This window comes from Deltaproteobacteria bacterium GWC2_65_14 (assembly GCA_001797615.1).
Lineage (GTDB): Bacteria > Desulfobacterota > Deferrimicrobia > Deferrimicrobiales > Deferrimicrobiaceae > GWC2-65-14.
The window spans coordinates 1,885-5,822 of the sequence record MGPV01000004.1; the positions used below are offsets into that span (position 1 = coordinate 1,885).

A 3,938-nucleotide genomic window follows, 5' to 3' on the forward strand; every position below is an offset into this window, starting at 1 on the left:
ATCATCGTGGTGTTGACGTCCTTGTGCCCCAGCAGTTCCTGGATGGTCCGGATATCGTACCCGTCTTCGAGAAGGTGCGTCGCGAATGAATGCCGGAAGGTGTGGCAGGAGGCCGGTTTCCGGATGCCCGCCCGTGCTGCAGCGTCCTTCACGGCCCGCTGGAGAACCGTTTCGTGGAGGTGATGCCGGAAGAGTCGCCCCGTGACCGGTTCCTGGAACTGCCGCCGTGCGGGGAAGACCCATTGCCACCCCCACTCCCGGTTGGCGCCGGGGTATTTCTTCTCCAGGTTACCGGGGAGTGTAACGTAGCCGCTTCCGTTTTTCAAATCCTGCTCATGGAGGATCCTGGTTTCCTCCAGGTGGCGCGTCAATCGGGGCACGACGGCCTCCGGCAGGACGGTGACCCGGTCCCGGTTTCCCTTTCCCGCACGGACCGTGATCCGGCGGTAGCCGAAGTCTACGTCCTTGACCCGCAGCCGCAAGGCCTCGAGGAGGCGAAGCCCGGAACCGTACATCAGCATCGCGGCGATCCACTTCTCGCTGTGCAGGTGGACCAGGATCCGTCGCGCCTCCTCCCGCGTCAGCACGACCGGAAGGAGCTTCGGTTTCTTCGCCCGAACGACGTCGTCGAGCCAATCCAGCCTGGTCCCGAGAACGTCGCGATACAGGAAAAGGATCGCGGCCAGCGCCTGGTTCTGGGTCGACGCGGAGACGTTCGACCTGGTGGCCAGACGGGAAAGGAACGCCTCGATCTCGCCCTTCCCCATGTCGCGCGGGTGGCGCATTCCGTGAAAGCGCAAGTACCGTCGGATCCAGGAGACATAGGCCTCTTCGGTCCGTTGGCTGTAGCGGCGGGTCCGAAGCTCGTTCCGGCAATGGTCGAGGAGCTTCGGCTTTCCCGGCGGGGCAGATCGGGAGGAAATGTCCAATGCGGTTCTCCTTTCGTTTATCCTTTGAGAAAGAATCGTTTCCGGAAGATGGGAGCAATCCCCGTGCCGGACGGGCCGGGGACAATCCCGGCGGGAAGTGATATCGTGCGGTGAGGCCGGTCCGGATGGCACCGGCGGGGGCGGTGTGAAGAAAATCCTCTATTTCGACTGCTTCTCGGGAATCGCGGGAGATATGACCTGCGCGGCGCTCCTTGCGCTTTCCGGGGCCGGGAAGGAGCTGCGCAAAGCGTTGCGCGGGCTTCCGGTCCGCGGATACTCCCTGTCCGTCGAGCGCGCCACCTCCTCCGGGATCGCGGGAAACCGGGTGAGCGTCAAGGTCTCCGCTCGGAAGAAGTCGGCGAGACATCTTCCCGAAATCCTCTCCCTCCTGCGTCGTTCGAAATTGCCGGGGGCGGCGCGGGGCCGCGCCGTTTCCTGCTTCGAGCTCCTGGCCGATGCGGAAGCGCAGGTGCACGGAACCACCCGGGACAAGGTGCATTTCCACGAAGTCGGGGCGGTCGACGCCATCGTCGACATCGTCTCCGCATCCTTCCTCTTCGAGCATCTGGGCGCGCCGGAGACCTACTGCTCGGCGCTTCCGGGAGGATCGGGCGAGGCATGGTCCTCCCACGGGAAGATCCCGGTCCCCGGCCCTGCGACCCTTTCCCTGCTCACCGGCGCCAATTGGCGCTTCGGGGAAGGGGAGGGAGAGCTGGTGACTCCCACCGGGGCGGCGCTCCTGCGCGCCTTCGGAGCCTCCTTCGCTCCTCCGCCGGAGATGACGGTCCGGGCGGTCGGAATCGGGGTCGGCCACCGGGAGATCCCCGGCCGCGCTAACATCCTCCGGGTGGTGGAGGGGGAAGCCGTCTCCGGCATCCGGGGGCGCGACCGGGTGCTCGAGATCGAGGCGAACATCGACGACATGAACCCGCAGCGGTTCGAGCTGCTGATGGAGCGGGCCTTCGACGCCGGGGCGCTCGACGTCGTCGTGATCCCGGCCACCATGAAGAAGAACCGACCCGGCTGGGTGCTGCGGATCCTCTGCCCGGAGGAGCGGCTCGAGATCGTCTCCGCGGCGGTCTTCTCCCTCTCCACCGCGATCGGGCTTCGGTACCATGCCTGCGACCGGCTCAAGCTGGTCCGATCGGTGAAGACGGTTTCGACCCGGTTCGGGAAGATCCGCGTCAAGGAGGCGGAGCTTCCCGACGGCTCCGTCCGTCCGGTCCCCGAGTACGACGACGTGAAGAAAATCGTTCGGGCGAGGAAGGCGACCTTCGACGAGGTGGCCGCCGAGGTGGCGAGGAAATGGCGAGGGTAAGAATAGAGTATGCCTGCACCGCCTGCGGGTTCTCCTCCCCGAAGTGGCTGGGGAAGTGTCCCGACTGCGGGCAGTGGGGGTCGATCGTCGAGGAGGTCGCGGCGGGGGAGACGAAGTACCGGGTCGCCCTGGAAGGGGTCCCCGCCTCGAAGCCGATTCCATTGTCGGAGGTGACCGAGTCCGCCTCGCAGCGGAGCGCAAGCGGGATCGCGGAGTTCGACCGGGTGATGGGGGGCGGCCTGGTGCCTGCGTCGGCCACCCTGATCGGCGGCGACCCGGGGATCGGCAAGTCGACCCTCCTCCTCCAGGCGGCGCGCGGGTATGCGCGGGGCGGCAGGAAGGTGCTCTACGTCTCGGGCGAGGAGTCGGAGGCGCAGGTGAAGATGCGCGCCTCCCGCCTCGGCGTTCCGGGAGAGGGGATCTTCCTCCTGGCCGAGACCTCGGTGGAGCGGGTGATCGAGGCGGCCTCGGGCCTTTCCCCCGCGGTGGTGATCGTCGACTCCATCCAGACGATGTTCACCTCCGACCTTCCCGGGGCGCCGGGGTCGGTCGGTCAGGTGCGCGAGAGCGCCGGGCGGCTGGTCTTCTTCGGAAAGAAGACGGGGGTCTCGGTCTTCCTCGTGGGGCACGTGACCAAGGAGGGGGCGATCGCGGGGCCTCGGGTTCTGGAGCACATGGTCGACACCGTCCTCTACTTCGAGGGGGAGAAGGGGCATCCCTTCCGGATTCTGAAGGCGGTCAAGAACCGGTTCGGCTCCACGAACGAGATCGGCGTCTTCGAGATGCGGGCGACTGGGCTGTCGGAGGTGGCCGATCCCTCCGGACTCTTCCTGTCGGAGCGCTCCGGAGAGACCTCGGGGACGATCGTCTTCCCGGCGGTGGAGGGGACCCGTCCGCTGCTGGTGGAGGTCCAGGCGCTGGTCAGCCAGTCGTTCCTGGCGATGCCGCGCCGCACGACGCTGGGGGCCGACACGAACCGTGTGGTCCTGCTCTGCGCGATCCTCGAGAAGAAGACCGGGCTCTCTCTCTACAACCAGGATGTCTTCGTGAACGTGGCGGGGGGGATCCGGCTCGACGAGACGGCGGCAGACCTGCCGCTGCTCTGCGCGGTGGCGGGAAGCTTCCGGGACCAGGTGATCCCGGAGAAGACCGCCGCGTTCGGGGAGGTGGGGCTGGGAGGCGAGGTGCGGGCGGTGCCGATGGCGGAGAGCCGGCTGAACGAGGCGGCGAAGATGGGCTTTACCCGGGTGCTCCTGCCGGCCTCCAACGCCGAGCGTCTCTCCGCGAAGACCTCCCTTTCCCTGGTGCCGGTTCGCCACGTCCAGGAGGCGCTGGCCGCCGCCTGGAAAAAGTAGCCTTACCCCCGGAAGCCACGGGCAAGCAGGTAGAGCTCGGAGGATTCCTTCCGGGTCGCCCCGGGCCGCACCCGGATCACCTTCGAGAACTTCCCCTGCAGCTCCCGGAAGACCTCGTCGGCCTCCGGCCCCTCGAAGATCTTCGCCAGGAAGGTCCCTCCCTCCCGCAGCGTCGTCCCTGCAAGGGACAGCACCGACAGCACAAGGTCGGCCGAACGGGCCCGGTCGGTCACGGAGACGCCCGAGGTGTTCGGGGCCGCGTCGGAGACGACGGCGTCCGCGGTCCGCCCGAAGAAGGAGAGGATCTCCTCCGGCAGCGACGGCTCGGCGATATCC

Annotated in this window: 2 protein-coding genes and 2 pseudogenes (2 of these 4 only partly in view); 2 read left to right on the forward strand and 2 right to left on the reverse strand. The window is 67.3% G+C overall.

Annotated elements, in window-relative coordinates:
* Window positions 1-929 (reverse strand): annotated as a pseudogene (locus A2X88_02890) (integrase) (it extends 61 nt beyond the left edge of the window).
* 193 nt (window positions 930-1,122) lie between these two features.
* On the opposite strand from A2X88_02890, the gene A2X88_02895 reads away from it, so the two are divergent.
* Both A2X88_02895 and A2X88_02900 read left to right on the forward strand, forming a co-directional pair.
* On the forward strand, window positions 1,123-2,247 hold the full coding sequence (locus tag A2X88_02895) for a TIGR00299 family protein (GenBank protein OGP35775.1): 1,125 nt from the start codon (window positions 1,123-1,125) through the stop codon (window positions 2,245-2,247).
* A complete protein-coding gene (locus A2X88_02900; protein OGP35733.1) occupies window positions 2,235-3,602 on the forward strand; it encodes a DNA repair protein RadA in 1,368 nt (455 codons plus the stop codon). The genes A2X88_02895 and A2X88_02900 overlap by 13 nt, the downstream gene beginning before the upstream one ends.
* A gap of 2 nt (window positions 3,603-3,604) precedes the next feature.
* Here the strand turns inward: A2X88_02900 and A2X88_02905 are convergent.
* Window positions 3,605-3,938: pseudogene (locus A2X88_02905) on the reverse strand (hypothetical protein); it runs 227 nt beyond the window's last position.

Excerpts from the sequence above, each read along its gene's own strand:
- A2X88_02895 (OGP35775.1), top strand. The coding sequence starts at position 1,123 with ATGACCTGCGCGGCGCTCCTTGCGCTTTCCGGGGCCGGGAAGGAGCTG.
- A2X88_02900 (OGP35733.1), top strand. The coding sequence starts at position 2,235 with ATGGCGAGGGTAAGAATAGAGTATGCCTGCACCGCCTGCGGGTTCTCC.